This window comes from Bradyrhizobium sp. NBAIM08 (genome assembly GCF_020193935.1).
GTDB classification, from domain to species: domain Bacteria; phylum Pseudomonadota; class Alphaproteobacteria; order Rhizobiales; family Xanthobacteraceae; genus Bradyrhizobium; species Bradyrhizobium yuanmingense.
The window spans coordinates 1-445 of sequence record NZ_JADYVR010000375.1; the positions used below are offsets into that span (position 1 = coordinate 1).

Here is a 445-nt window from a genome sequence, read left to right on the forward strand (position 1 = left end):
GCCTGCGACGGCGTAGAAAAGCGGATGCCTGCCCTTGCGGTCCTGGACATTGGGATTGGCACCCTGGCGTATCAAGTGCTCTACGCATTTCACGCGGCCCTTCAAAGCCGCGGCATGCAGTGGCGTATGGCCGCGCTTATCCTGGGCATTGAGATCGACCTGTGCCAGGGTCAGGGCATGCGCCACTTCCAGCCGCCCGGTCTGAACAGCCGCATGTAACGGCGTGTGGTCCAGCAAGTCACGGTGCTTGGGATCAGCGCCGGCCTGCATCAGAGTGCGGGCCATGCGACGGTCTGCCGCGAAATAGAGAGCCGTGCGGCCGTGCTTGTCTGTGCGGTCAGGTTCAGTGCCCTTCTCCAGCAACCACAAGACAAGATCCAGTCGATTGAACTGGATGGCCAGGTGAAGAAGTGGCGTATTCGCTATCAGGGCTTCTGCCCCGCCT

Annotated in this window: 1 protein-coding gene; it reads right to left on the reverse strand. The window is 61.6% G+C overall.

Annotated elements, in window-relative coordinates; genetic code table 11:
* Nucleotides 1–429: ankyrin repeat domain-containing protein (locus I6F37_RS46455; protein ID WP_368736821.1), on the reverse strand; the 429-nt coding region annotated here is incomplete at its 3' end.
* Nucleotides 430–445: the final 16 nt, after the last annotated feature.